This is a genomic window from Trichocoleus sp. FACHB-46 (assembly GCF_014695385.1).
Lineage (GTDB): Bacteria > Cyanobacteriota > Cyanobacteriia > FACHB-46 > FACHB-46 > Trichocoleus.
The window spans coordinates 1-25,130 of the sequence record NZ_JACJOD010000072.1; the positions used below are offsets into that span (position 1 = coordinate 1).

Consider the following 25,130-nt stretch of genomic DNA (forward strand, 5'->3'; position numbering starts at 1 on the left):
CGAAACTTGCCACTCTTGATCAGCAAATCTTCCACTTTTTTCACAATGCGTCCGACGGTGGTTTCATGCAATCCCCAACTCACCGCGATGTGAAATTGGCTGCGATACTCTCGTCAGTATGCCAAGGCCACTAGTACCTGGTCTTCAACACTCAGCTTCGCTTGTCCCCCTCGGCGACCTTGGCGATCTAGGGAGGGACGTACCACCTCGACCATCTCATGGAAAGCGCCACGGCTCACCCCGCACTAGCGCTTGAACTCTCGATTGGATAAATGCTCTAACTCCTGGTACTGCATCGCTGCTTTTGGAACTCATACTTATTCAAAATTTAGCGTCCTTTTCTTCCCTACGACCGCCCACTGGCACACCCTTTCCCATTCATGCAGGATGTCTAATGATTGCTCCTACCCACAGTCGAGGTATCAGAATCTCTACTCATGCCACCAATCAACGAAATATTCTTGCCTCGATACCCTGGAGCCTCACTGTCATACAAGCGCTCCCCAATGGGAGCACGACCATACAAGCGTGTCATCACCAAATGAATGCCAGTTTCATCCATGCAGACCAGATTGCGTGGGTCGATTGTCAAACTCCACAACCGATAAGCAAAGCGCAAATCCTTGACCCGTTGAGTCTCTGGCTCAGCGGCAACCAGAGTTTTTTTAACGCTTAACTTGAGCTGAGACACAGCCCGTTGCATCGTCGATATACTTACCTCTATCCCAGTTTGTTGGCAAAAGCGCTCACAGAGCTCTGTCAAAAGGGCATCGGGTTGAGCCTGGACTAAGGCTGTAACGATGGGTAAGTGCTCCTGACCCAACTTGGCAACGGCTCCTCCTCCATGAGGTTTGGGTTGCACCGTTCCTGTTGCGCGATAGTGTCGCATCAAGTCTCTGCCAAAGGATAAGCTGACCTTGAAGCGCTTTGCTAGTTGGCGTTGCGAGCCTTCGAATAGCGAAGCTGGCAGTGAAATATTGCTCAAATTAGGGCTCAAAATATCACCGACAACGTTGTGGAATTGCTGCTGCTCAAGTTGAGAAAACTGCCAGAAAACACTCAGCAACTACTTCAATTAGTCGCCTGCATCGGAGCTGAATTTGATTTGGAGGCGTTAGCGTTCAGTGCAGAGCCCAACTCCGAAGGAACCGTCCTTAAGCAATCGCCTAAAACAGTCTTTCAGGATTTGCTAGCAGCTATCCAAGCGGGGCTCATTCAACCCATCTCTGAGCTAGACGAGAACCTGTTAGTTCAAGAGTATAAGTTCTTGCACGATCGTGTCCAGCAAGCTGCCTATGCTCTGATCGATGAGTCGCAGAAACAAGGGGTACATCTGCAAATCGGTCGTAATTTACTTGAAAAAATTTCGCTAGAGCGGACAACAGAACGACTATTTGAAATTATTGATCATCTCAATCATGGGATTGCTCTAGCCACTGATCAAGCAGAACGAAATGAGATTGCCAAATTGAATTTGCAAGCAGGTCAGAAGGCAAAAGCAGCGATCGCCTATACGGTAGCGACAAAGTATTTAGCTACAGGTAGAGAATGGCTGGAATGGCTGGCAGCTTCTAGTTGGCAAATAAATTATGAGCTGACCTTGGAGCTATATTCAGAAACCACGGAAGTTGCATATTTGTGTGGCGAGTTTGAGCAGGTGGAATACTGGGCAGGAATTGTTCTACAACAAGCAAAGATTATTTTGGACAAAGTGAAAGTCTATGAGGTCAAAATTTAAACCTGCATAGCACAAAAAAACTACTCGAAGCCGTTAAGATTGGACTACAAGTGTTGAAATTACTGGGTGTAGCTTTACCAGAGTCGCCTACACAGTTGGATATCCAGCAGCGACTGGAGAAAACAAAAGCTGCTTGGCATGGAAAGAACATAGAGGACTTGAGTAATTTACCTGTCATGAAAGATGCTAAAAAGCTAGCAGCCATAAGGTTATTATCAAGTTTATTTTCTGCGACCTTTATAGCAGCACCAGCATTGTTGCTGCTGACTGTATGCGAACAGGTGAATTTATCTATCAACCATGGCAATGTTTCGTTCTCTGCCTTTGTATATGCTAGTTACGGAACAATCTTAAATGGGGTACTCCAAGATATCGAGTCGGCTTATCAATTTGGTTCTTTAGCTTTAAGTCTAGTGGAACAGTTAAATGCTGACTCAATCAACTATAGGACTTTTAATTTAGTTGCAGCAACCATACTTCATGGAAAAATTCATATCAGAGAAACCATTGCGCTTTTCCAGGCATCGTATGAAAACGCAATAGAAAACGGAGATTTAGAATGGGGTGGCTACGCTGTACACAATAAATGTCTATATTCCTATTTCAATGGTCCGGAACTGATGGAGTTGGAACCGGAGATAAAGACCATTAGTAATACCATAGCTCGACTCAAGCAAGAAACAGTCTTGACTTGGTGCCAAACTCATCGGCAGGTAGTTCTGAACTTACTGGGACAGGTAGAAAATCCTTGCCGTTTACAAGGTGTTGCTTACAATGAGGAGACATTACTACCGCTTAGTTAAGCCGCAAATGATAGAACTGGACTCCACATCTTTTATATTCACAAGCTTATCCTCTATTATCTGTTTAGGCAGTTTACTCAAGCAGTGGAAAATGCAGCCCAAGCCGAACAGTATTTGGATGGAGCAACTGGGTGGATAACGACCCCATGCTACATTTCTACGATTCTTTGGCACGGCTAGCAGTACATCCACTTGTTCGTCGTTCAGAACAAAAACACCTACTTCTCAAGGTGACAAGCAACCAAGAAAAGATGCAAATATGGGCGCATCAGGCTCCAATGAATCATCTACATAAATTTTATCTAGTTGAGGCAGAGAAAGCGCGAGTTTTGGGTCAGTTGTTTGAGGCAGAAGAGTTTTACGAACAAGCGATTCGAGGGGCTAGGGAGAATGAATATATTCAAGAAGAAGCATTAGCCTATGAATTAGCTGCAAAGCACTATCTAGCGCGAGGCAGAGAGAAAATTGCCCAGCTTTACATGAAAGAAGCGCACTACTGCTATGAACGCTGGGGAGCAACTGCAAAAGCCAAAGATTTAGAGACTTGCTATCCACAGTTTTTTCCTCAGTCGCTAAATGTGGCTCCTGTGACAGTTCCCACCACTGCTGGAACTACTTCTAACACCTCACAGGTTGCTATCGATTTAGCAGCGGTGATGAAAGCATCGCAAGCGATTTCAAGCGAGATTGAACTAGAACGATTACTTCATTCTTTGATGCAGAGTCTAATTGAAAATGCTGGCGCGCAAACCGGATGTCTACTTTTAGAAGATTCAGGAGAATGGAAGATCGAAGCGACTTGTGAACTTAGTGAGGGTGCACAGGTCTGTGCAACGCGAGTGCTGCAATCTATTCCAATGACGAATTGTTTACCTGAATCCATTATTCAGTATGTAATTCGGACTCATGAATCGGTCATTCTCAATGATGCTACCCGTGAAGGTCATTTCATCAATGATCCCTATATTCAACGCCATCAAACGCAATCGGTTTTGTGTTTACCACTGCTGAACCAAACCAAGCTTGTGGGCATGTTGTATTTAGAAAATCAGTTGGCAACTGGAGTATTTTCACCAGAGCGATCGCAACTTTTAAGCCTACTATCTGCTCAAGCAGCAATTGCGATCGAGAATGCCAAATTATACTCCGAGCAACGCACAAGCAAAAGTCAATTAGCGCAGTTCTTAGAAGCGATTCCAGTGGGCGTTGCAGTATTGGATGCAACGGGTCGCCCTTACTATGTCAATCAACGAGGCATTCAATTGATGGGAAAAGGCGTTGATCCTTCTGCCCCACCCGATCAAATCGCGGAGGTTTATCAACTGTATGTGTCGGGAACGAACCAAATCTATCCAAACGAGAACTTACCAATTGTTCGAGCACTGAGTGGCGAATATACCAGAATTGATGATATGGAAATTCTCCACCAACATAGAAGAATTCCAGTGGAGGGATGGGGCACTCCAGTATTTGATGAGCAGGGGAATGTGGCTTATGCGATCGCCACCTTTCAAGACATTACCGAACGCAAAAAAGCTGAGCAACTACTTGCTGACTACAACCGTACCTTGGAACAACAGGTTGCTGAGCGAACTGTGCTGCTCTCTCAGGAGATTGAAGAGCGCCAGCGAATAGAGACTGCCTTACGACAGAGTGAAGAACAACGCAGGTTGACAATGGACTTCAGCTACATTGGCAGTTGGAACTGGAAGATTACTGAGAACACAGTGGACTGGGACGACAATCATGTGCGATTGCTGGGATTAGTTCCCAATGAAGTTGAGAGTAGCTATCAGGCATGGCGCGATCGTGTTCATCCAGAAGATATTGATCGAGTTGAGCAAGCCATTGAGACAGCCCTAGAAACCCATACCGATTTTGAAGCAGAATATCGAGTCATTTATCCAGATGGCAGCATTCATTGGTTAGTTGCCAGAGGTCGAGGCATTTACGACACAACCGGACAGCCTGTGCAAATGTTAGGAGTCATTCTTGACATTAGCGAACGGCGAGAGGCTGCACTACGTGAACGCAAACGTGCTGAGGAGGCTTCCGTTTTAGAAGAACGCAACCGCATGGCGCGAGAAATTCACGATACATTGGCACAGGCTTTTACAGGCATTTTGCTTCATGTCGGATCTGTAACACAAATGCTGGCAGATGATTCGGGATCTGCTCAAATATATCTAGAAAGGCTGGAAAAGATTGATGAATTAGCTCGAACTGGGCTGGCTGAAGCGCGTCGCTCAGTGGTAGCACTCCGTCCTCAACTTTTAGAAGCGAGTACTTTACAGAGTGCCCTGCAGCGCCTCGTAATTCAAATGCAGTCAACTACTAAAACGACTTTAATCTACGAAAGCAAGGGCGTAGTTTACTCTCTACCGACCGAGGTGGAAAATCACTTACTACGGATTGGACAGGAAGCCTTAACAAACGCGATCAAATACGCCAATGCTAGTAAAATTCTGGTTGAGCTAGTGTATGACGATGCTCAATGTTTTCTGCGCGTTCAAGATGATGGACAGGGCTTTGGGGTTGGAAGCATTTCATCACTAGGTGGCTTTGGTTTGTTGGGAATGAGCGAGCGAGCAGAACGAATTGGTGCACACCTATCGATTCAAAGCCAACCTGGACAAGGAACAGAAATTGTTGTCATTGTCAATCGGGAGTGAAACTCATCATGAGTCAATCCACTAAAATTCGGGTTCTGATTGTTGATGATCACTCCCTCGTTACAGAAGGATTGACTAACATCATTAACTACGATCCAGAAATGACAGTGGTTGCTCAAGCGGAGGATGGACAACAGGCGATCGCCCAATACCGTGAACATCAGCCTGATGTCACCCTCATGGATTTACGCATGCCAAGAATGGCAGGGGTTGAAGCTATTACTGCGATTTGTGCTGAATTTAAGTCAGCTCGAATTATTGTGCTGACCACCTATAATGGCGATGAAGATATTTATCGAGGATTGCAGGCGGGTGCGCAGGGCTATCTGCTTAAAGATGCAAAGCCAAATGAACTTTTGAATGCGATTCGCATCGTTCACAGCGGTCAACAGTATGTTTCTTCGGCTGTGGCAAGTAAGCTGGTAGAGAGGATGAATAATCCGATACTCAGTGCACGAGAGCTAGAAGTGCTCCGTTTAATGGCGCAGGGATTGAGTAATCAAGATATTGGAATTGCTCTCAAGATTGGTGAGAGCACTGTCAAGTCGCATGTGACTCGGATTTTGAGCAAGCTGGGAGTGAGCGATCGCACGCAAGCCGTCATTGTTGCGGTTAAACGTGGGCTTGTTAGTTTATAGGCTTGAGTTAAGGCCTAGATTCATACTTTAGTTGGAGAGAAGCTACTACCTTAGGTAGATTACTTCATCCATCTTATGTTGCACGAAATTATGAACTTCTAGTGGGCGACATGTAGGAGCCAACTCCCTATATTGGGTTCATGCAAACGCTAACAGCAATTAAGTTGCAGAGTTTAAGTTTGCTTGGCAGGTCTGAAATATGGCTAGCGATTGCGAGCATCATTCCTTATTTGCCCCACCTTCAGTTCAGGATCACATTCAAGGTGTGCTAAGTGCCAGTGTTGTACTCATCCTGTATGGGGACTATGAATGTTTTCAAAGTGCAAAGACCTATCGGTTGATTAAAGCTGCTCAACAGCAGTTAAGCCCTTTCGAGGAGAATGATGTGTGCTTTATCTTTCGTCATTTCCCCCAAATACAGATTCATCCTCATGCTCAGCGGGCAGCGGAAGCAGCGGAAGCAGCGGCAGTTCAAGGTCAGTTTTGGCAGATGCATGAGATGCTCTTTATCCATCAACAAGCCTTAGAGAATGGATACCTCGTGGAATATGCAAATCGTCTGGGACTTGACATTTCTCGATTTTTGCAAGACTTATCCAAAGGAGCTTATGTCGGTCACATCATTGCAGACATTCAGGGTGGATATCGCAGTGGGGTAGAAGCTGCACCAGCTTTCTTTGTGAATGGGATTCGTTACTGCGAGCGTTGGACTATTGAGCAATTGATAGCAGCTCTTGTAGCAGCAACTAATCAACGTTTTTGATTGTTATGTGCAGCTAGCCTCAGTCGCATAGAAGCTGCATTGGTTGACACAGTTATCCCAAAGGTCTTCATCTCATGACACAATCTTTCTGGCTTTTTGGTTCTTGTCTCAGCATCGTTGCCGATCACACTACAACCGGAGGTCAATACGATCTGATTGAAGGCTATTTTCCACCGGGTTCACAGACTCCTCCCCATCGCCACACCCGTTACTCCGAACAACTTTATGTACTGGAAGGTGAGTTCACGGTCTGGGCAGATGAGCACAAGGTCGTGTTAGGCGCAGGTGAAAGTTTCTTCATTCCTATCGGCACCACTCATGTTGTTGCCGCACTCAGCGAACAGCCAGCGCGCGGATTAGTCATTGCTGCCCCCAGTGCCTTTGCTCGGCTGATTGAAGCAGTGGGAACCCAGGATGAAACAGCAGCATCGGATATGGCTCTATTCGAGCGCATTAGTGCTGAAATCGGGGATGAAATTTTAGGTCCGCCCGGAACTTTACCTGCCGTTGCGACGAGGATATAGCAACTTTATTGTCTTAACTCAAAGAGCTTCAGTGGTTTGCTTAATCGCGATCGCAGAAGCATGAAAAGCAACCAATCTAAACATCAAATTTACCAACTTAAAGGAGAACAAAATGACTAGCAATACTGTAAGCAGCCAAAACATGAAACTCGAAATTGTGGTGATCCCCGTTGCCGATGTCGATCGCTCCATAGACTTCTATAAAACGTTGGGATGGCGACTGGATGCCGACTTTCCTGGCGAGAATGGCTTCCGGGTGGTGCAATTGACTCCTCCTGGATCGGAATGCTCAATCATCTTTGGTAAAGGAGTGTCTTTAGCCGAGCCAGGGTCAGTTCAGGGTCTGTACCTCATTGTTTACGACATTGAGGCCGCCCGCGCCGAACTGGTTGAGCGGGGTGTGGAGGTGAGTGACATATTTCACGACATCGGCGGGATCTTCCACCACGCCGGAACCGAGGGGCGGGTACCAGGTCCCGATCCAGAACGTCGTGACTATGCCTCCTACGCCTCGTTCAGTGATCCAGACGGCAACGGTTGGATACTCCAAGAGGTCAAGGTGCGGCTTCCTGGACGGTAACACTTCCGCTATCAACGCAATTTAGTGCCGTACTAGGCGACAAGTTTTGCAGGAGTCACAAATGAAGATTTTTGTTGCTGGGGGAACAGGAGCGATCGGTCGTCCGCTACTCGACCAATTACTTACCAAAGGACACAACGTTGTAGCTCTGACCCGTTCTTCAGAAAGAGCACAGTCGTTAGTAGCACAGGGAGTAGAACCTGCGATCGCAGATGTATTCGACCCAGATGCAGTTAAAGCGGCGATCGCCCAAGCTCAACCAGAGGTGGTGATTGAACAACTCACCGCTCTACCTAGGACTTACAGCCGCGAATCAATGAGTGCAGCAGGGCCTCTGAATACGCGGATTCGGTTAGAGGGGGGTACCAATGTGCTGGCGGCAGCACAAGCAGTAGGGGTGCGCCGTTACCTGAGACAGTCGGTTGCCTTCTGGGGAATTCCTGGTGCTGGATTGGCAGATGAGGAAACACCGTTATCGCTGGATGCTTCCCCCGCCGTTGCCGCCGATGCTCGCCTCGTCACTGAGATTGAATACCGTTTGTTGGAATCCAATCTCGAAGGAATTGCCTTACGCTATGGTTTCTTCTACGGACCTGGCACTTGGTTCAACCCGGATGGTGATGTAGCACAACAGATACGGCAGCAACAGTTTCCAATTGTCGGCAATGGTGATGGCGTCTGGTCGTGGTTACACATCGAGGATGCCGCGATCGCCACGGTTGCAGCCGCAGAGCAGGGCAATTCTGGTGTTTATCTGATTGTGGATGATCAGCCTTTGGCGGTGCGCGACTGGCTGCCTGCATTTGCGCGATCGCTGAATGCTCCACTCCCACCACGGGTATCCATTGAGGATGCTTTGAACCTAGAGGGAGGTTCGGACATTGTTTACTACCAGACTCAGATGCGAGGTGCCTCGAATGCCAAGGCAAAACGCGAACTAAATTTTCAACCGCGACCGTTGGAATGGATGGTTAGCACCGCCGTATCTCATGCCAGTTAACAGTTTTCACAACTCACTGCGGATGGCTCAAAACTCAACCAGCATAGACTTATCACGAGAAAACTAGAAAGGAGAAACTCATGACCACTGCCAAAATTCTCGCGTTTGCCGGGAGTGCTCGCCAAGATTCTATCAACAAAAAACTGGTGAAAGTCGCCCTTGAAGGAGCGAAAGCCGCAGGTGCAGAGGTAACCTACCTGGATTTCCGCGATCTGCCCATACCGCTCTATGATGGGGATTTGGAAGAGGCTGAGGGACTGCCAGAGAATGTCCTCAAGCTCAAGGCTTTGATGAAAGCGCATCAGGGTTTCCTCATTGCCTGCCCAGAATACAACAGTTCGATCACCCCACTGCTGAAAAATGCGATTGATTGGGCATCGCGTTCTGAACCGGGCGAACTTCCATTGGAATGTTTCGCAGGCAAGGTTGCGGTGTTAATGAGTGCTTCTCCTGGAGCGTTGGGAGGCTTACGAGGCTTAGTTCATGTCCGTTCCATTCTTGGCAACATTGGGGTTTTGGTGTTGCCCGATCAGCAGGCAATTAGCATCGCTTATCAAGCGTTTAATGAGAATGGCAATTTGAAGGATGAAGTTCAACAGACAAGTATCCTGCAACTTGGTAGCAAACTCGCAACGGTGACTGCCAAACTCAATTCCCCTATCTAATTATTAGAGGTTTTGCCATGAGAATTGTTGTTATTGGTGGCAGTGGGCTGATTGGCAAGAAGCTTGTGAGCAAGCTACAGGAGCTTGGACATGAGGCGATCGCAGCGTCCCCTTCTTCAGGTGTCAACGCTGTTACAGGCGAGGGATTGGCTGATGTGCTGGTAGGTGCTCAAGTTGTTGTCGATGTGACGAATTCACCCTCCTTTGAAGATGCGGCGGTGCTGGAGTTCTTCGAGAAGTCAACCCGGAACCTGTTAGCAGCAGAGGCAGACGCGAGTGTGACTCATCACGTTATGGTATCAATCGTCGGGGCCGATCGCATCCCGGATAGCGGCTATATGCGTGCGAAAGTCGCTCAGGAAAAGTTGATCCAGTCCGCAGCAATCCCCTATACAATCGTCCGCGCTACGCAGTTCTTTGAGTTCATCGAGACGATCATCTCTCAATTTCCCACTGATGGGCAAACAGTTCACTTGCCCTCTGCCTTTATCCAGCCCATCTGGTCAGATGACGTTGTTGACACGCTGGTTGATATCACACTGGGAGCGCCAGTAAACGGCATTATCGACTTAGCGGGTCCCGATCGGTTCCATTTCGAGGAGATCATCCGCCAATTCCTGAGTACAACTCACGACTCACGCCAAGTGGTTGTAGACAGTCACGCCCGTTACTTTGGTGCAGCGTTGAACGATCAACTCGTTCCTCAGGGCAACTCGCGCATCGGCCCGACGCACTTCGAGAACTGGCTCAACCGCTCGATCGCTTAAAGATCAGCAATGAGAATTTAATGCTGACATCAGTTGAGTTGAAGACACAAAGTCCAACATCCCGCAACTGCTGAGTTTTACAAAGCTCAACACTTACAGATTTAACCAGCGATCGGCTGGTTCAGCATAAAAGCACATCAGATGAATTGATATCCACCAGCTTGTATTCACGTTTGTATTCACACAAGGAGAGCAGAAGTGTTGACTAGATTTTTTCATAAAGTTGTATTCATAACTCTCTCCTTATTCATGGCACTCTCCCTATTCATAACTCTCCCCGTATTCGCAGCTTCAACCGTGTTGGGTGAAAAGGTAACGTTGGTCTTCGACCATGCCCTTCCCAATGTCCCTGGCAAGAGCATGAAAGTCCAGGTGGTCGAATATGCGCCAGGTGTCTCGTCGATCCCTCACACCCATGCAGCCTCAGCTTTCATCTATGCAACAGTTCTGGAAGGTGCGGTTCGGAGCAAAATCAATGATAATCCAGAGCAGGTATATCACGCTGGTGAAAACTTTTTTGAATTACCTGGCGATCATCATCGTGTCAGCGCCAATGCCAGTGATACTGAATCCGCACGCCTCCTAGCAGTGCTTGTCGCCAATACCAATGAACAGAACTTGGTCATAAACGACAAAGAGTAAGACGCAAAATTGCAAGAATTTTTACTACTGAGGGCGGTATTAGTCACTGAATTCGAGTCCGCCGAAATCAAATAGAGATAGGGTTGACGCCTTATCTAAGGGAGTGTGGCATTATGTCGTCAATTGAGGAAGTGACAAAGACAATTAACCTGATCATTGCCCCTGTCGTCACAATCACGACTTGTGCCATCGTGGTAAACGGCTTGATTGTTCGGTACGGTTCCCTCGGCGATCGCCTACATGCCGTCAACCAAGAACTGAGCAACTTGCAGGAGTCGGATCTAGCTCCCAATGGGCATAAGGCTCAGAAGGTACAAGAACTTGAATCCCTGCTGAGGGATCTCCTGAGACACCATCATTTCGTGCATGATGCCCTTGTTCTTACTTATACTTCTATCCTAGTCTTTATGCTGGATATGTTGGTCATTTCCATAGCAGTTGCCACTAATGTTAATTGGCTAGCACAGATGGCACTGATAGTCTTTCTCAGTGGAGTTACCGTTCTATTTGGGGGAATGGTTTTGATTGCCTACGAGCTTCGCACATCTCACTATTCTATTCAATTAGAAGTGCATCGTACTTGCCGCCTGTGCCGCCACCAACACACTAAACTGGTAGGAAATTGAACTAGGAAGTTCTGGCAATTTCAGTGAGTCGGATGATAGCAACATCACCGTTGCCGCTATCACTCAACTTTATGTTTGTGAACAGGGCAATCCAGAATTACTTCATCCTGCAGCTCACCTGAAGCCTATCAGGTATAACGACTTCGCCTCTTACTGCTTTCTCCAATCCGAATGATTAAGTCGCGTTTTAACTCAAAGAACTTGAGTGGTTGGATTGAGCGATCGCAGAAGCATGAAATTAACCGAAATGGGCAGCAAGCTCACCGACCTAAAGCCAACATACTAGACAACCCCTTAAACAAGGACACACGATGAAAACGCAGAAAGTATGGTTAATTACCGGAGCTTCCAGGGGCTTTGGGTTAGAAATTGCCAGAGCAGCCTTAGCAGCGGGCGATCGCGTGGTAGGGACGGTTCGCAGTAATCCCGCACAACTCACCACTGCCCTTCAAAACCACCCGGATCTGCATGTTGTGCAGATGGATGTCACCCAAGAAGACCAAGTACAAGCGGCTGTCAGGCAGGGTATAGCCCGTTTCGAGCGGGTTGATATCTTAGTCAACAACGCCGGATATGGCATGGTCACGGCGATCGAAGAAGCCACGGATGCCGAAGTTCGCAAACAGTATGACACCAATGTGTTTGGTTTACTGAATGTGACTCGTGCGGTGTTACCCTATCTGCGCCAGCGGAAATCCGGGCGGGTGATCAATATCTCGTCTTTGTTTGGCCACGATGTGGTTCCGGGCTGGGGATTGTACGGGTCCACTAAATTTGCGGTCGAAGGTATCTCGAAAGGGCTAGCAGCGGAACTGACACCGCTTGGCATCCATGTCACCGCAGTGGCTCCCGGTCTTTTTACGACTGACTTCCTAAGCACTGAATCTTATGTTGCCGCTAAAACCATTATTGCTGATTATCAGGCAACAGTAGGACCGATCCGCAGCGGAGCTGATGCGCTACACGGCAACCAACCCGGAGATCCAAAAAAATTTGCTCAGGTGATTCTTCAACTCGCCAATACAGAACGTCCGCCACTGCATTTGCTCGTCGGGAAAGACGCGATTGCGATGTGCCAGAGCAACGCCGCAAAATTGGCTCAGGAAATCGAAGCATGGCTGCTAGTCGCGACTAGCACCGACCATGACCAGCGCATCACAGCTTCGACCATCGCCTGACCTGCAACATTTACACATCACTATTCAAACATCATTTCCAAAGGAGTTTTACATGAGCACTGAACAGAAAGTTGCTGTGATTACTGGCGCATCGCAGGGCATCGGTGCAGCCCTAGTTAAGGCATACCGCGATCGCAACTATCGGGTGATTGCGATCTCACGCTCAATTCAGCCATCAAACGATGATGAGATTCTCTCAGTGTCAGGTGACATCGCGGATCGAAAAACTGCCGAGCGTGCAATCATCGAAGGCGTGACCCGATTTGGGCGCATTGACACACTGGTCAACAACGCTGGCATCTTCATTGCCAAGCCGTTCACCGAGTACACCGAGGCAGACTACGCAGCTTACCTGGGTACCAACATCACTGGATTCTTTCACATGACGCAACTCGCGATCGCCGAGATGGAGAAGCAGGGTAGCGGTCATGTTGTGCAGATCTCAACGAGTCTGGTTGACAACCCGATCGCTGGCGTACCCTCTGTACTCGCATCACTGACGAAGGGTGGACTGAATGCTGCGACCCGATCACTGGCGATCGAGTATGCCAAGCGCGGTATCCGGGTGAACGCGATCGCGTTGGGTAACATCAAGACGCCAATGCATCCTGCCGAGACCCATGCACAGCTCGCTGCCATGCACCCAATCGATCGGATGGGCGAAATCTCTGACATCGTTGATGCGATCCTCTACCTCGAATCTGCCAACTTTGTAACGGGCGAAATCCTTCACGTGGATGGTGGTCAGAGTGCGGGGCATTAGAGGCATGATCTACGAATTACGCATTTATCACTCCATGCCCGGACGACTACCCGCGCTGCTGTCGCGCTTCCAGAATCACACGTTACAGATTTGGGAAAAGCATGGCATCCGTCAGGCTGGATTCTGGACAACGCTAATCGGCGAGAGCGAGAGTAACCAGCTTACCTACCTGCTTGCCTGGGACAGTGTAGCTGAGCGTGAGGAGCGCTGGAACGCATTTCTCGCTGACCCTGAATGGATTGCGACCAAGGCCGAAAGCGAGAAGAACGGTCCCCTCGTGCAGAACATCCGCAACGAGTTGCTAGCACCGACCACCTTTTCCTCGGTGAAGTAAGTGGTAGGGCGATTGACGAGCAAGCTCATCAATCTAAAAAGAGAATGCACTATTTTTTCTGCTCACTTACTTACATCATCGGTCGAGAACTAGTCATGAAACTGAACCAAGATTCAACTCAAGACACCATTGTCGATACAGGCTGTTCTGATGCCTCTGCAAACCTGTATCAAGCGGTTAGCTGTAGTTTTTACGACGAGCTAGAAGCACTCGCTACCTTACATCGGATTTGTACGATCCGCTATCGCACAGAAACTGGTGAAGCAGCCAGTATAGAAAGCAAAATTATCAACCTCTATACTGCCAACAAAAGCGAATTCCTTAAGTTGCAAGATGGAACTGAAATTCGCCTCGATCGCTTGATTTCAGTAGATGGCAAGCCCGTCTCCTTTACAAACTACTAAATTATCTCGTTGTCCATCAATGACAAGGCATTGTCGTACTCTCTAGCAAGTTTCTGGAGGTTCCTATGCAACTGGTAAGGCATGTGAGAGGTATTTATGTGGCCTAAGACGGAGCTGATAGATCTACTCAAGATCGCGCATCCCATCATTCAGGCTCCGATGGCTGGCGCTTCTACACCTGAGTTAGTTGCAGCTGTTTCTAATGCAGGAGGTCTGGGCTCGTATGGCGGGGCGGCCACCCCACCAGCTAACCTTCGCTCCATTATCAGGCAAATTCGAGAGCTGACAGAACAACCCTTTGCAGTAAATTTGTTTGCTCCAGCCGTTGAAGCATATCAACTGATGCCTGAGCAGCAAACCCCGATGTCTGAGCTATTAACAAAATGGCACAACGAACTAAACGCCGGACCTGTGCCCGAACCAATCCCGATACTCGGACCATTCAGAGATCAATTTGCTGTTCTGCTTGAGGAGAAAATCCCTGTTTTTAGTTTCCATTTTGGTCCTGCGCCCATTGAAGCAATTCGTGAGATACATGCGATCGGCTCAATTGTATTAGCAACCGCGACCACCGTCCGTGAAGCAAAAGCGCTCGTCGAAGCAGGAGTCGATGTCATCATTGCTCAGGGCTTTGAAGCTGGAGGTCATCGCGGCACCTTTGCAGTACCTTATGAACACGAATTGATTGGAACAGCTGCGTTAGTGCCACAGATAGCTGATGCGGTCTCGGTTCCGGTCGTGGCGGCGGGCGGAATCATGGATGCTCGTGGAATTGTTGCGGCATTTGCACTGGGGGCAAGCGGGGTACAGATGGGGACTGCCTTTCTCGCCTGCCCTGAAAACAACATCTCAGAAGTCTATCGGCAGGCAGTCCTCAAGTGTCAGGACGAAGACACAGTGATTACTGAAATATTTTCCGGCAAGCCCGCTAGAGCTATCCGAAATCGATTTATCCATGAAATGGAAAACAACAAGGATAAAGTGCTGCCATTCCCGGCGCAGATGTCTATAGGGCAGGTTTTGCGTCAGGCTTCTGCTCAACAATCAATTCCAGATTTTGTCAGTATGTGGGCAGGACAGGGAGCAGTATTAACCGAAGCTCTCTCAGCAGGTGAGCTAATCGGAAAAATCATACAAGAAGTTCAAGCTGTCACTGCTTCGTTACAGCTCAAATAATAAATTAAAAGTTCAGACCAAAGTCTATCTCTGAGCAACCGTTTGCAGTAGGCCGCCAATTACGTTGTTGCTGAGGGTGAGAGTCTTATCGCTATTACAGGAATTAGCCTTCACCGTACAATTCCACCCCTTGGAACACCAAAGCTAAATTCATTTGGATGTTGAAGATGTTGAAAGAAGGACAGACATTTAAGTCGCGTTTCAACTCAAAAAAATTCGGTGGTTTGCATTGGGCTGGAGCGCCTGACCCGCCAAAGGCGATCGCAGAAGAATGAAATGTAACCAATCTGAACAACCTTATTAACCAAGAACTAACCAAAAGGAGAACAAGATGAGTAGCAATCAAGTAAACCGTCCAAACATGAAACTCGAAGTTGTGGTATTCACCGTTTCTGACGTGGATCGCACGAAGGCATTCTACGAGAATCTTGGCTGGCGACTCGACATCGACATCGCGGCGGGCGGCTACCGCAACGTGCATGTGACACCGCCCAACTCGGATGCCTCAATCATCTTCGGCAAGGGAGTCACTCCAAACAATTCTGGCTCGGCACAAAATCTGGTTCTCGCAGTGGATGACCTCGACGCCGCCCGTAAAGACTTGAGCGATCGCGGTGTCGATGTGAGCGAGATTTTCCACTACGCTGGCGGACCCTTCAACAACGCTGTGGAGAACCCGCGCGTCAGCGGACGCGATCCAGAAGGTCGTTCCTACTTCTCCTTTGCCTCCTTCGAGGACCCAGACGGGAACCTCTGGTTGCTCCAGGAAATCACAACACGGCTTCCTGGTCGTTTATGGGACTCCCCACAAGCAGACGTTGCCACCCTGGCAAACCTTCTCCACGAGACGGCAGAGCGCCATGATTACTACGAGAAGACTCACGGCGAGCATAACTGGTGGGACTGGTATGCGCCCTATCTAAGTGCGCGTCAGAATGGCAGCAGTCCAGAAGAGGCAGCCGTCACCGCTGATCGTTACATGGAGGACATTTTACCTGTTCTTTCCAAATGATGCGGTCGGACTGGTAGCTATTAGAGCGAGTTTTGGACGACCTTTTCCTTGCTGCATTAAGCGATGGGGTGAGCAACGGAACTTAAAGCCAGAACTCGCCCCATTATCACAGCTAAGTCATGTGGACAGGCAATTCATAACCTCAGTTAAATCCAATTAGAGATCAATGTTTAAAGAAATCAACCATCAACGCCGCCGCTTTTTGGGCATTGCGGCTATGACCATTGCGACTACACAGCTCGGTCGATTCAGTCCTGCGATCGCCCAATCGAGCCCAACAAAACCAAAGGAGACCCCCACAACTCAACCCGGAACCTCGCAGTCTACCGACACAACCGCAATTCGCCCCTTCCGTATCAACATGTCGGAAGCAGCACTCGTCAACCTTCGTCGCCGCATCACAGCGACGCAATGGCCCGAAAAGGAGACTGTCACTGACCTGTCGCAGGGCCTACCGCTCGCGACAATGCAAAAACTCGCGCGCCATTGGGCGACAGATTACAACTGGCGCAAAGTCGAGGCAAAGTTAAACACATTGCCACACTTCATCACCGAGATTGATGGACTAGACATTCATTTCATTCATGCTCGTTCGAGACACGAAAACGCGTTGCCGCTCATCGTCACGCACGGATGGCCCGGATCAATCATCGAGCAGCTCAAGATTATCGATCCACTGATCAATCCCACAGCCTATGGAGGAAGTGCATCAGACGCTTTCCATGTGGTGGTTCCGTCGATGCCTGGCTACGGCTTCTCTGGCAAACCGACCACTACTGGTTGGGGCGTCGAGCGCATGGCAAGTGCCTGGGACGTGTTGATGAAACGGCTGGGATACACCCGCTACGTCGCTCAGGGTGGCGACTGGGGCGCGTTTGTCGTCGATCAGATGGGTTTGCAGGCACCTACAGGATTGCTTGCCATCCACACCAACATGCCTGCTACTGTTCCAGCTGATGTTGACAAAGCGCTCCTAGCGGGCAGCCCAGCGCCATTGGGTCTCTCGGCTGACGAACAGCGTGCCTATGAGCAGCTAGTCAGAACGTTCAAGCAAGTCGACTACGCCAAATTGATGGCGTCGCGTCCGCAAACCTTGTACGGAATTGCAGATTCACCTGTTGGACTGGCCGCTTGGCTTCTTGATCACAATGATGCTGGCGGTCAGCCGGCAGCAGCAGTCGTCGAGGCCCTCAACCGGACAACCAGCGCCACAGGCGAACTGACCCGCGACGAGATCCTCGACAACATCACGCTTTATTGGCTGACGAACACGGGGGTCTCGGCGTCCCGTCTCTATTGGGAATACAAGGGTGGCTTTTTCAACACCAAAGGCGTCTCCATTCCAGTGGCGGTGAGCGTCTTCCCTGGTGAGCAATATGAGGCTCCACGGAGCTGGACCGAGCGGGCGTATCCCAATCTCATTTATTACAACCAGCTTGACAAAGGGGGCCATTTTGCGGCGTGGGAGCAGCCAATGATTTTTGTTCAGGAAATTAGGGCGGGGTTCCGATCGCTGCGTTAATTATGAAAAATATCCTTATCAGTGCAACTGTCGAGGCTCTCTAATTCCACTGGACCTATCCGAACGCAACGACAGGGAGGTCAGTGCATGTTCAAAAAAATCAATCATAATCGCCGCTACTTTTTAACAACCATGATTAAAACTATTGCTGCCATCCAGCTGGGCATGAGCGGCTGCACCACACAACATGCTACGTCAGCAACGGCTAAGTTACCGATTGAAGGTGAACTACCGTCCCTGGTCGGCGCGATCGCGTGGCTCAATTCGCAGCCCTTAACAGTTGACGAACTGCGTGGAAAAGTCGTGCTGATCAACTTCTGCACTTATACCTGCATCAATTGGCTGCGCCAACTCCCTTATGTACGCGCGTGGGCCGAGAAGTATCAAGATCAGGGACTAGTCGTCATTGGTGTACATACGCCAGAGTTTGAATTTGAGAAGGATATCAGTAATGTCCGCCGAGCGTTGACGGAAATCAGAATTGACTATGCGATCGCCGTGGACAACGATTATGCGGTGTGGCGCGCGTTCGAGAACCGTTATTGGCCCGCCCTTTATTTTATAGATACGCAAGGACGCATTCGTCATCATCACTTCGGCGAGGGAGAATACGAGCGATCGGAACAGGTCATTCAACAGCTCCTGTCTGAGTCTGGAACGGGTCGGGTCGGTCAGGAAATGGTCAAAGTTAACGCTCGCGGTTTCGAGGCTGCCGCCGATTGGAACAGCCTGAAATCCCCTGAAAACTACCTCGGCTACGAAAGAACGGAGAATTTTGCCTCTCCCGGTCGCGCGGAGTTAAACAAGCCTCATTTATATACCGCCCCCGTGCAATTGAGACTTAATCAATGGGCACTTTCGGGCGAATGGACCATCGGCAGACAAGCCATTGTACTGAACCAGTCCGGCGGGCGGATTGCGTATCGCTTCCACGCCCGCGACCTGCATCTCGTCATGGGTCCAGCTGAGCGAGGAACGTCCGTGCGGTTTCGTGTGCTCATAGACGGGCAGCCAGCAGTCGCGGTTCGCGGGCTTGATGTCGATGAGAGAGGGGAAGGCACGGTTACCGAACAGCGGTTGTACCAATTGGTCAGACAGCCAAAGCCCATCAGCGATCGCCAGTTCGAGATCGAATTTCTGGATGCTGGGGTGGAGGCGTTTGCGTTCACATTTGGTTGATCTACACAAATAGATACGCATTCGCAACGAGCGACAAGAAGGGGAACGCAAGGTCAATGATATGACGATGGAAGAATCTACACATGACAGCCCAATCCTCGTGACTGGAGCAGCTGGCGATATTGGTGCAATTGGCCGCAACCTCACCGCAATGCTGATTGCCAAGGGGCACAAGGTGCGCGCCCTGGTCCGGCGGGAAGATGAACGCGGTGAAGCTCTACGCCAACTTGGAGCCGAGGTTGTGCAAGGTGACCTGACTGATCTTGCTTCGATGCACCGGGCGATCGCAGGGGTTGGGCGCATCTATTTCGGCATGTCGGTTTCGGCGGCTTATCTCGAAGCCACGGTCAACGTCGCTGCGGTGGCGCGCCACCACGGGGTCAAGGCTTTCGTAAATATGTCGCAGATGACGGTAATGCAAATGAGCATCACCGAGACCACTGACAGCCCGCAACACAAGCTACACTGGCTTGCAGAACAGGCATTGGCGTGGTCGGGGTTACCAGTCGTAACAGTGCGTCCGACGGTCTTTCTTGAGAGCTTCTTCCTGCGTCTCGCCGCTGCTGGCGTCCGGGACAATGACGAACTGGCGCTGCCGCTAGGTAACAGCAAGAGCTCACCGATCTCGGCGGTTGATGTAGCGCACGCCGTTTCCGTGATCCTAGACGACCCTACCTCGCACATTGATCAGGTTTACAATCTGACCGGATTTGAGTCGGCTGATCTGAACCACTACGCGCGCGTCTTTTCCGAGGCACTCGGACGACCAATCCGCTATCGTGACGTGCCGCTCTCCGCGTGGGTTGATACGCTTCGTCAGTTGGGGGTGCCAACACACCTCGTCAAACACCTCGCGGTGATGGCCGAACTTCACGCGCAGGGGCGGTACGACCGCATGACGGACGACCTATTCAAGCTCACTGGCAAGACGCCAACGAGCATGTACGACTTCGTGAAATTGCACGCTGCTGAATTTACGCGGAGTCAAGTCACGGCTTGAGGGGCTTTGTCGGTTCCTCTTACTGAGGTTATCAATTCCAACCAGAAAGGAGTTTTTGAATGCGCTCTGACATTGTTCCAGGGGCAGTCTTTCCCGACTACGAACTGCCCGACCACACCGCGAAACGTCGGAAGATCTCCGAGCTGCAAGGACAACATCCGATGGTTCTCGTCCTCAGCCGCGGAGGGTACTGCCCAAAGGATCGCCAACAGGCTGAAGGGCTAGTTCAACTCCATCGTGAGATCGAGGTTGGCTATTGCCGTCTGGTCACGATTAGCACCGACAACATCACGGAGACGAATGAATATCGCAGTGGCGTCGGTGCCCACTGGCCTTTCCTCTCCGACGCGGGACGCAAAATCCAAAAAGACCTCGACATCGCCGAATACACAGACCCTCTCCACAATCCCATGATCCCCTACACGATCGTCCTCGAGCCTGGTCTCGTCGTTTACAAGATCTACATGGGCTACTGGTTCTTTGGGCGACCCACTGTGGAAGAGCTGCGCCAGGATTTGCGCGCCGTTCTCAAGAAATGCCGACCGGACTGGGACATCACCACACCTGAACTGAAAGCGGCATGGCAGCAGGACCGCAAGGAACTCTTCTATCCGTACGGCAAAACCTATGCCCAATCGATCGGCGAACAGGATTAGAAATGGAATCAATGCCCGAAAAAATCAACCGTCAGCGCCGCCGCTTTTTGGGCACTGCGCTCATGGCCATTGCGACTACACAGTTAGCCCGATTCGGTTCTGCGATCGCCCAATCCAACAAAACACAACCAGCTGCTCTGTCCATGATGAAGTCGGGAACAAACAAGTCATTCAGCTCACTGAAGCAGATCGATGCGGATGTCTTGAATGTCGGATACGCTGAAGCGGGTCCCGCGAATGGTCGTCCGGTCATCCTCCTGCACGGATGGCCCTACGATATTTACAGCTATGTCGATGTCGCCCCTTTGTTAGCGTCAGCAGGATACCGGGTGATCATCCCGTACCTACGCGGTTATGGCACGACGCGCTTTCTTTCAAGCGAGACGTTTCGCAATGGACAGCAGTCAGCACTTGCATTCGATATCATTGCTTTGATGGATGCGCTTAAGATCGAGAAGGCAGTCATCGCTGGTTATGATTGGGGCGCACGCACCGCCAACATTGTTGCAGCGCTCTGGCCCGAACGCTGCAAGGCGCTTGTTTCCGTGAGTGGCTATTTGATCGGCAGCTTTAAAGCCAATAGAATGCCGCTGCCGCCACAGGCCGAACTCCAATGGTGGTATCAATTTTATTTCGCGACAGAACGCGGGCGCGCGGGTTATGAAAAATACCGCCGCGATTTCAACAAGCTGATCTGGCGACTTGCCTCACCAAAATGGAACTTTGATGACGCGACGTTCGACCGCAGCGCCACGTCCTTCAACAATCCGGATCACGTTGACATCGTCATCCACAACTACCGCTGGCGGCTTGGACTAGCCGAAGGCGAGTCGAAGTATGACGAGTTTGAGAAGCAACTCGCCATATTCCCCATGATCACCGTACCTACCATCACGCTGGAGAGTGATGCCAACGGCGCGCCGCATCCCGATCCCAGCTCCTATGCCAAGAAATTCTCGGGCAAATATTCGCACCGCACTATCAAAGGCGGCATCGGGCACAACTTGCCACAAGAAGCGCCACAGGAGTTTGCCAATGCCGTTGTCGAAGTTGACGGTTATTGATCGGGTTTAGCCTGAGCCGCGGGACGGACCATTTGCAGCAAAGAGAAAACACATGACCAAACCGAAAAAAGTACATTACAAAAACAAAACCCGCACTACAGGTACCTTCGTCATGCTCTTGCGACTTCTTGTCGTACTCTTTGCAGCAACGGTGCTGCTGGCACTGCCCATTCACATGCTGGCACAGCAATCCGCTCAGACTGGCGCACAAATTCAGGTCGAGGGGGAGGCGATCGCAACTCAAGACAACGCCATCCGCCCCTTTCGCGTCCACGTTCCGCAGGAGGCGATCGAAGACCTCCGCCGGCGCATTGCAGCCACCCGCTGGCCTGACAAGGAGACGGTCGCCGACCAGTCGCAGGGCGTGCAACTGGCGACAATGAAAGAGCTGGGGCGCTACTGGGGAACGAAGTACGACTGGCGGAAAGCCGAGGCGAAGCTGAATGCCTTACCGCAGTTCGTCACGAATATCGACGGTCTGGACATTCACTTTATCCACGTCCGCTCCAAACATCCGAACGCTTTGCCGTTGCTCATCACGCATGGCTGGCCCGGATCGGTCATTGAACAACTAAAGCTCATTGGCCCATTGACCGACCCAACGGCCTACAGAGGTCGGGTGGAGGACGCCTTTGACTTGGTCATCCCGTCGATTCCTGGCTACGGGTTCTCCGGCAAGCCGACGGGCACTGGTTGGGACCCAGATCGCATTGCGCGAGCCTGGGTGGAGCTAATGCGGCGCCTTGGGTACACCCGCTACGTTGCTCAGGGCGGTGACTGGGGCTCTCCTATTACTAGCGCGATGGCGCGCCAGGGACCAGCAGGATTACTCGGCATCCACATCAACTTGCCAGCAACGATACCGCCCGATGTAGCCCCGGTGCTCGCCAGCGGCGGACCTGCACCAGCAGGGCTATCCGAGAAGGAACGGGCAGCGTTCGACTCACTCGACACCTTCAATAAGAAAGAACGGGCCTACGCCGTGATCATGGGCACGCGTCCGCAGACAATCGGGTATGGCATAACGGACTCGCCGATCGGACTTGCGGCGTGGCTGCTCGGGCATCCAGGCTTCACCCAGTGGACAAGCAGCAGCGATTCCGCAAAGTCCCCGACGAAAGACGAGGTGCTGGACGACATCACGCTCTACTGGCTAACAAACAGCGCAGTCTCGTCAGCTCGGCTGTACTGGGAGAACAAGACTAGCCTCTTGAACGCGATCGCACAGAAGACCGCTGAGATCTGGCTCCCAGTTGCCATCACGGTATTTCCGGGGGAGATATATCGAGCTCCAGAGACGTGGTCTCGGCGCGCCTATCGCAACCTGATCTACTTCCATGAGGCCGATAGGGGTGGCCACTTCGCGGCTTGGGAGGAACCGCAGCTCTTCTCTGAGGAGATCCGCGCAGCGTTCAAGTCACTGCGTTAGGTTAAAACCAATTGATTCACCCGACAAACTGTAATGACCCGCTATCAACAGAGGTAACTATGGAAACAGCAGATGTGATTGTGATTGGCAGCGGTCAGGGGGGAGTTCCACTCGCGGCTGACTTTGCCAAAGCAGGCAAGAACGTCGTTCTATTTGAACGCGATGCATTGGGCGGCAGTTGCATAAACTATGGCTGTACTCCTTCTAAAGCCTTCCTAGCCGCTGCCCATGCTGCAGGTCGCGCTCGACAAGCTGCAAAGCTAGGCATACACGCACAGGTTGAAGTCGATTTTTCTGTCGTGATGGAGCGGGTGCGTGGCATTCGCAGCCAGTTTAACCAGGGCACTAAACGAAGGCTAGAAAGTCCAGGGGTTCGAGTCGTCTGTGCTGAAGCCACTTTCACTGGAGAGCGGACGGTAAGCGGCGGAGGTGTGACGGTGCAGGCTCCAATCATCGTCATCAATACAGGAACATCCTCTAGTATTCCTGACATTCCTGGTTTAGCTGGAACGCCTTATCTCACCAACCGAAATTTCTTTGATTTGCAGCAGATTCCACCTCGGTTGCTTGTAGTCGGCGGTGGCTACATTGCTCTGGAGTTAGGGCAGGGAATGGCACGTTTAGGCAGCCAAACCGAATTAATTGTGCGGGGCGATCGCCTGTTGGCTCAAGAAGAACCCGATGTCAGTGCTGTGCTATTAGATGCATTTAAGCAAGATGGAATCGGACTGCATTTCAATGTGACCGTTGAGCAGGTCGCTTATACCAACGGTGTGTTTACCCTAGCGCTGAGTAATGGTGAAGTGCTCGATGGGGAAGCATTGCTAATTGCGATCGGGCGCACACCGAACACTAAATTATTAAATTCTGCGGTGACAGGTGTTGAACTAGATGAACAGGGTTTTATCAAAATCGACGATCAGTTTCAGACAACTTGCCCTGGCATTTATGCGATCGGAGACGTTGCCAAACAACCTGCTTTTACCCATGTGTCATGGGAAGACTATCGTCGCTTGAAAGCCATTCTATGTGGCGAACATCGGACACGCAGCGATCGGGTACTAAGCTATGCCGTCTACACAGAGCCGCAAGTGGGTCGAGTAGGGATGACGTTAGAGCAAGCTCAGAAACAGGGCATCGCTGCCTGCGAAGTCACCCTGCCAATGGCTCATATCGCCCGTAGCATTGAGTGGGGGCACGATCTGGGTTTCTACCGCATGGTCATCGACACCGACACAAATCTAATTTTAGGAGCAACACTGGTTGGATACGAAGCGGCTGAACTCGTGCATGTCTTTTTGTCACTCATGGAAGCGAAAGCAACGTGGCAGGTACTCGAACAATCGGTTCACATTCACCCAACCTACGGTGAAGCACTGCCCAGTCTCGCCAGGCTCCTCCTTGGAGAGGATATGCCAACCTGTCCCAATATGTAGGAAAGGAGCAATTAATAACGACTAAGTAACTACTCAGGTTGAAGAACAGGGAAAAGAGGGTTTCCAGCAAACACTTGTTTCAGCGCATCTAGCACATCAATGCCTTGCTTTCTGAGGGTGGAAAGATAGCCTCGAATGCGACAAAACATCTGAGCGCCCTTGATGGAGCGGAAGCCTCCCGAAATCTTCTGCCTCAATTTCATCATGCGTAAGTCTCGCTCCGCCTGATTGTTATCCCAAGAGATGCGCAACGAGCTTCAGATTGTAAAGATAGGGCTAGGTTTCAGGCCCTTCAGCTAATCCAGCACGTTTGAGGAAATGCCAAACAGACTCACTTGCCAGTGGCTGACCGCATGAGTCGCTGCATCTCTGTCCCAACGTTCTACCCAAGTTAATCGACGGTGCGCTCGTTGAGCCTGGGTGAGGAAGGAGGATTTTGATGTCATCAGGACTTACGCAAGGGACATTTGAACGGATGGGTTCTTGAGTTGCTCAATCAAGTAGTTTGACAGCATCCCATGCTTGATCTGGTAAACGGTCTTGCCGCTTTGGTAGGCGA

General features: G+C 50.4%; 29 protein-coding genes and 2 pseudogenes. 25 read left to right on the plus strand and 6 right to left on the minus strand.

All coding sequences use genetic code 11. The features are described from left to right. The 3 genes and pseudogenes from H6F72_RS31265 to H6F72_RS26975 all read right to left on the minus strand — a co-directional run. Positions 1-101: pseudogene (locus H6F72_RS31265) on the minus strand (transposase family protein); the annotation flags it as partial. A gap of 12 nt (positions 102-113) precedes the next feature. Continuing rightward, a complete protein-coding gene (locus H6F72_RS30900; protein WP_255527384.1) occupies positions 114-239 on the minus strand; it encodes a hypothetical protein in 126 nt (41 codons plus the stop codon). Between the two features lie 152 nt (positions 240-391). Then, on the minus strand, positions 392-889 hold the full coding sequence (locus tag H6F72_RS26975; protein WP_190442709.1) for a hypothetical protein: 498 nt from the start codon (positions 887-889) through the stop codon (positions 392-394). A 126-nt stretch (positions 890-1,015) separates the two neighbouring features. Between H6F72_RS26975 and H6F72_RS29865 the strand changes: the two genes are divergently transcribed. The 17 genes from H6F72_RS29865 to H6F72_RS27050 all read left to right on the plus strand — a co-directional run bounded on the left by H6F72_RS29865 (position 1,016) and on the right by H6F72_RS27050 (position 15,273). Continuing rightward, positions 1,016-1,738: a hypothetical protein gene (locus H6F72_RS29865; protein ID WP_199299342.1), complete on the plus strand. Its 723-nt coding sequence runs from the start codon at positions 1,016-1,018 to the stop codon at positions 1,736-1,738. 50 nt (positions 1,739-1,788) lie between these two features. Then, entirely contained in the window at positions 1,789-2,541 is a 753-nt protein-coding gene (locus H6F72_RS29870) for a hypothetical protein (RefSeq protein ID WP_199299343.1), read from the plus strand. A 131-nt stretch (positions 2,542-2,672) separates the two neighbouring features. Then, complete coding sequence (locus H6F72_RS29875) at positions 2,673-5,213, plus strand: PAS domain-containing protein (RefSeq protein WP_199299344.1); 2,541 nt, start codon at positions 2,673-2,675, stop codon at positions 5,211-5,213. Between the two features lie 8 nt (positions 5,214-5,221). Next, entirely contained in the window at positions 5,222-5,851 is a 630-nt protein-coding gene (locus H6F72_RS26985; protein ID WP_190442711.1) for a response regulator transcription factor, read from the plus strand. A 199-nt stretch (positions 5,852-6,050) separates the two neighbouring features. Continuing rightward, entirely contained in the window at positions 6,051-6,614 is a 564-nt protein-coding gene (locus tag H6F72_RS26990; RefSeq protein WP_190442713.1) for a DsbA family protein, read from the plus strand. Positions 6,615-6,688: 74 nt separating this feature from the next. After that, entirely contained in the window at positions 6,689-7,138 is a 450-nt protein-coding gene (locus H6F72_RS26995) for a cupin domain-containing protein (RefSeq protein WP_190442715.1), read from the plus strand. Between the two features lie 112 nt (positions 7,139-7,250). Further along, complete coding sequence (locus tag H6F72_RS27000; protein ID WP_190442717.1) at positions 7,251-7,718, plus strand: VOC family protein; 468 nt, start codon at positions 7,251-7,253, stop codon at positions 7,716-7,718. A gap of 61 nt (positions 7,719-7,779) precedes the next feature. Beyond that, positions 7,780-8,718: an NAD(P)-dependent oxidoreductase gene (locus tag H6F72_RS27005; RefSeq protein ID WP_190442720.1), complete on the plus strand. Its 939-nt coding sequence runs from the start codon at positions 7,780-7,782 to the stop codon at positions 8,716-8,718. An 80-nt stretch (positions 8,719-8,798) separates the two neighbouring features. Then, positions 8,799-9,383 (plus strand): NADPH-dependent FMN reductase, encoded by a 585-nt coding sequence (locus H6F72_RS27010; protein WP_190442722.1) that lies wholly within the window; start codon positions 8,799-8,801, stop codon positions 9,381-9,383. A 17-nt stretch (positions 9,384-9,400) separates the two neighbouring features. Further along, complete coding sequence (locus H6F72_RS27015) at positions 9,401-10,150, plus strand: SDR family oxidoreductase (RefSeq protein WP_190442724.1); 750 nt, start codon at positions 9,401-9,403, stop codon at positions 10,148-10,150. 249 nt (positions 10,151-10,399) lie between these two features. Further along, positions 10,400-10,792: a cupin domain-containing protein gene (locus H6F72_RS27020; protein ID WP_190442726.1), complete on the plus strand. Its 393-nt coding sequence runs from the start codon at positions 10,400-10,402 to the stop codon at positions 10,790-10,792. A 113-nt stretch (positions 10,793-10,905) separates the two neighbouring features. Continuing rightward, positions 10,906-11,418, plus strand: a complete 513-nt coding sequence (locus H6F72_RS27025; protein ID WP_190442728.1) for a DUF2721 domain-containing protein — start codon at positions 10,906-10,908, stop codon at positions 11,416-11,418. A 311-nt stretch (positions 11,419-11,729) separates the two neighbouring features. Further along, the gene (locus H6F72_RS27030; RefSeq protein ID WP_190442730.1) at positions 11,730-12,596 is read left to right on the plus strand and encodes an oxidoreductase; all 867 of its coding nucleotides are present in this window, start codon (positions 11,730-11,732) and stop codon (positions 12,594-12,596) included. A gap of 52 nt (positions 12,597-12,648) precedes the next feature. Continuing rightward, complete coding sequence (locus H6F72_RS27035; protein WP_190442732.1) at positions 12,649-13,359, plus strand: SDR family NAD(P)-dependent oxidoreductase; 711 nt, start codon at positions 12,649-12,651, stop codon at positions 13,357-13,359. 4 nt (positions 13,360-13,363) lie between these two features. Next, positions 13,364-13,693, plus strand: coding sequence for an NIPSNAP family protein (locus tag H6F72_RS27040; RefSeq protein WP_190442734.1), 330 nt, complete (start codon positions 13,364-13,366; stop codon positions 13,691-13,693). A 95-nt stretch (positions 13,694-13,788) separates the two neighbouring features. Then, entirely contained in the window at positions 13,789-14,097 is a 309-nt protein-coding gene (locus tag H6F72_RS27045; protein ID WP_242017167.1) for a Rho-binding antiterminator, read from the plus strand. Positions 14,098-14,193: 96 nt separating this feature from the next. Then, positions 14,194-15,273, plus strand: a complete 1,080-nt coding sequence (locus tag H6F72_RS27050) for a nitronate monooxygenase family protein (RefSeq protein WP_190442736.1) — start codon at positions 14,194-14,196, stop codon at positions 15,271-15,273. Positions 15,274-15,376: 103 nt separating this feature from the next. Here H6F72_RS27050 and H6F72_RS27055 read toward each other — a convergent pair whose 3' ends face one another. Beyond that, the gene (locus H6F72_RS27055) at positions 15,377-15,559 is read right to left on the minus strand and encodes a hypothetical protein (RefSeq protein WP_190442738.1); all 183 of its coding nucleotides are present in this window, start codon (positions 15,557-15,559) and stop codon (positions 15,377-15,379) included. A 45-nt stretch (positions 15,560-15,604) separates the two neighbouring features. On the opposite strand from H6F72_RS27055, the gene H6F72_RS27060 reads away from it, so the two are divergent. From H6F72_RS27060 to H6F72_RS27095, 8 genes are all read left to right on the plus strand, one after another. After that, on the plus strand, positions 15,605-16,285 hold the full coding sequence (locus H6F72_RS27060) for a VOC family protein (RefSeq protein WP_190442740.1): 681 nt from the start codon (positions 15,605-15,607) through the stop codon (positions 16,283-16,285). A 166-nt stretch (positions 16,286-16,451) separates the two neighbouring features. Continuing rightward, positions 16,452-17,807 (plus strand): epoxide hydrolase family protein, encoded by a 1,356-nt coding sequence (locus H6F72_RS27065; RefSeq protein WP_199299345.1) that lies wholly within the window; start codon positions 16,452-16,454, stop codon positions 17,805-17,807. An 87-nt stretch (positions 17,808-17,894) separates the two neighbouring features. Continuing rightward, positions 17,895-18,986: a thioredoxin family protein gene (locus tag H6F72_RS27070; RefSeq protein ID WP_190442742.1), complete on the plus strand. Its 1,092-nt coding sequence runs from the start codon at positions 17,895-17,897 to the stop codon at positions 18,984-18,986. 61 nt (positions 18,987-19,047) lie between these two features. Further along, positions 19,048-19,986, plus strand: coding sequence for an NmrA family NAD(P)-binding protein (locus H6F72_RS27075; protein ID WP_190442744.1), 939 nt, complete (start codon positions 19,048-19,050; stop codon positions 19,984-19,986). Between the two features lie 59 nt (positions 19,987-20,045). Then, positions 20,046-20,642 carry a redoxin domain-containing protein gene (locus H6F72_RS27080; RefSeq protein WP_190442746.1) on the plus strand — a complete coding sequence of 199 codons (597 nt, stop codon included), beginning with the start codon at positions 20,046-20,048 and terminating at the stop codon, positions 20,640-20,642. Positions 20,643-20,644: 2 nt separating this feature from the next. After that, complete coding sequence (locus H6F72_RS27085; RefSeq protein ID WP_199299346.1) at positions 20,645-21,706, plus strand: alpha/beta fold hydrolase; 1,062 nt, start codon at positions 20,645-20,647, stop codon at positions 21,704-21,706. Between the two features lie 52 nt (positions 21,707-21,758). Continuing rightward, positions 21,759-23,135 carry an epoxide hydrolase family protein gene (locus tag H6F72_RS27090; protein WP_199299347.1) on the plus strand — a complete coding sequence of 459 codons (1,377 nt, stop codon included), beginning with the start codon at positions 21,759-21,761 and terminating at the stop codon, positions 23,133-23,135. Between the two features lie 59 nt (positions 23,136-23,194). Beyond that, on the plus strand, positions 23,195-24,571 hold the full coding sequence (locus H6F72_RS27095) for an NAD(P)/FAD-dependent oxidoreductase (protein ID WP_190442748.1): 1,377 nt from the start codon (positions 23,195-23,197) through the stop codon (positions 24,569-24,571). 29 nt (positions 24,572-24,600) lie between these two features. On the opposite strand, the pseudogene H6F72_RS27100 reads toward H6F72_RS27095, so the two are convergent. Continuing rightward, positions 24,601-24,816, minus strand: a pseudogene (locus H6F72_RS27100) (transposase); the annotation flags it as partial. Between the two features lie 51 nt (positions 24,817-24,867). After that, the gene (locus H6F72_RS27105; protein WP_190442752.1) at positions 24,868-25,017 is read right to left on the minus strand and encodes a hypothetical protein; all 150 of its coding nucleotides are present in this window, start codon (positions 25,015-25,017) and stop codon (positions 24,868-24,870) included. Positions 25,018-25,130 lie beyond the last annotated feature (113 nt).

Bases quoted from the DNA above. Each gene is read 5' to 3' on its own strand.
- H6F72_RS26975 (WP_190442709.1), bottom strand. From the start codon at position 889: ATGCGACACTATCGCGCAACAGGAACGGTGCAACCCAAACCTCATGGA.
- H6F72_RS26985 (WP_190442711.1), top strand. From the start codon at position 5,222: ATGAGTCAATCCACTAAAATTCGGGTTCTGATTGTTGATGATCACTCC.
- H6F72_RS26990 (WP_190442713.1), top strand. From the start codon at position 6,051: ATGGCTAGCGATTGCGAGCATCATTCCTTATTTGCCCCACCTTCAGTT.
- H6F72_RS26995 (WP_190442715.1), top strand. From the start codon at position 6,689: ATGACACAATCTTTCTGGCTTTTTGGTTCTTGTCTCAGCATCGTTGCC.
- H6F72_RS27000 (WP_190442717.1), top strand. From the start codon at position 7,251: ATGACTAGCAATACTGTAAGCAGCCAAAACATGAAACTCGAAATTGTG.
- H6F72_RS27005 (WP_190442720.1), top strand. From the start codon at position 7,780: ATGAAGATTTTTGTTGCTGGGGGAACAGGAGCGATCGGTCGTCCGCTA.
- H6F72_RS27010 (WP_190442722.1), top strand. From the start codon at position 8,799: ATGACCACTGCCAAAATTCTCGCGTTTGCCGGGAGTGCTCGCCAAGAT.
- H6F72_RS27015 (WP_190442724.1), top strand. From the start codon at position 9,401: ATGAGAATTGTTGTTATTGGTGGCAGTGGGCTGATTGGCAAGAAGCTT.
- H6F72_RS27020 (WP_190442726.1), top strand. From the start codon at position 10,400: ATGGCACTCTCCCTATTCATAACTCTCCCCGTATTCGCAGCTTCAACC.
- H6F72_RS27025 (WP_190442728.1), top strand. From the start codon at position 10,906: ATGTCGTCAATTGAGGAAGTGACAAAGACAATTAACCTGATCATTGCC.
- H6F72_RS27030 (WP_190442730.1), top strand. From the start codon at position 11,730: ATGAAAACGCAGAAAGTATGGTTAATTACCGGAGCTTCCAGGGGCTTT.
- H6F72_RS27035 (WP_190442732.1), top strand. From the start codon at position 12,649: ATGAGCACTGAACAGAAAGTTGCTGTGATTACTGGCGCATCGCAGGGC.
- H6F72_RS27040 (WP_190442734.1), top strand. From the start codon at position 13,364: ATGATCTACGAATTACGCATTTATCACTCCATGCCCGGACGACTACCC.
- H6F72_RS27045 (WP_242017167.1), top strand. From the start codon at position 13,789: ATGAAACTGAACCAAGATTCAACTCAAGACACCATTGTCGATACAGGC.
- H6F72_RS27050 (WP_190442736.1), top strand. From the start codon at position 14,194: ATGTGGCCTAAGACGGAGCTGATAGATCTACTCAAGATCGCGCATCCC.
- H6F72_RS27060 (WP_190442740.1), top strand. From the start codon at position 15,605: ATGAGTAGCAATCAAGTAAACCGTCCAAACATGAAACTCGAAGTTGTG.
- H6F72_RS27065 (WP_199299345.1), top strand. From the start codon at position 16,452: ATGTTTAAAGAAATCAACCATCAACGCCGCCGCTTTTTGGGCATTGCG.
- H6F72_RS27070 (WP_190442742.1), top strand. From the start codon at position 17,895: ATGTTCAAAAAAATCAATCATAATCGCCGCTACTTTTTAACAACCATG.
- H6F72_RS27075 (WP_190442744.1), top strand. From the start codon at position 19,048: ATGACGATGGAAGAATCTACACATGACAGCCCAATCCTCGTGACTGGA.
- H6F72_RS27080 (WP_190442746.1), top strand. From the start codon at position 20,046: ATGCGCTCTGACATTGTTCCAGGGGCAGTCTTTCCCGACTACGAACTG.
- H6F72_RS27085 (WP_199299346.1), top strand. From the start codon at position 20,645: ATGGAATCAATGCCCGAAAAAATCAACCGTCAGCGCCGCCGCTTTTTG.
- H6F72_RS27090 (WP_199299347.1), top strand. From the start codon at position 21,759: ATGACCAAACCGAAAAAAGTACATTACAAAAACAAAACCCGCACTACA.
- H6F72_RS27095 (WP_190442748.1), top strand. From the start codon at position 23,195: ATGGAAACAGCAGATGTGATTGTGATTGGCAGCGGTCAGGGGGGAGTT.
- H6F72_RS27105 (WP_190442752.1), bottom strand. From the start codon at position 25,017: ATGACATCAAAATCCTCCTTCCTCACCCAGGCTCAACGAGCGCACCGT.